Raw genomic sequence first — 232 nt, 5'->3', positions numbered from 1 at the left:
TTACCACACGGGGGTGGTAACTTGGTTCTTCCCCTTCTTTTGTCGGTTGGGGATTCTTATAAAACTCGAATTGTATTGCCATTGCTGTTCTAATTTAATGGTGGTTTATATGTTATGTTACTGATGTTGGCGTTTTATCTTGCCTTCATTATTTTATTTTCTTACCGACATCTCTATCGTTCCACTCTAGTGGATAGAACCTTGCACTCTGGTAGACAGAACTTTTTACTGT

General features: G+C 38.4%; 1 pseudogene. It reads right to left on the bottom strand.

Annotation, left to right across the window (positions count from 1 at the left end):
* Nucleotides 1-82: pseudogene (locus tag QZ327_RS14120) on the bottom strand (DNA-binding protein); the annotation flags it as partial.
* Nucleotides 83-232 lie beyond the last annotated feature (150 nt).

The organism is uncultured Bacteroides sp. (genome assembly GCF_910578895.1).
Classification (GTDB): Bacteria; Bacteroidota; Bacteroidia; order Bacteroidales; family Bacteroidaceae; genus Bacteroides.
The sequence above is the reverse complement of the archived record's forward strand: the minus strand, read 5'-3'. Positions and strand labels throughout refer to the sequence as shown.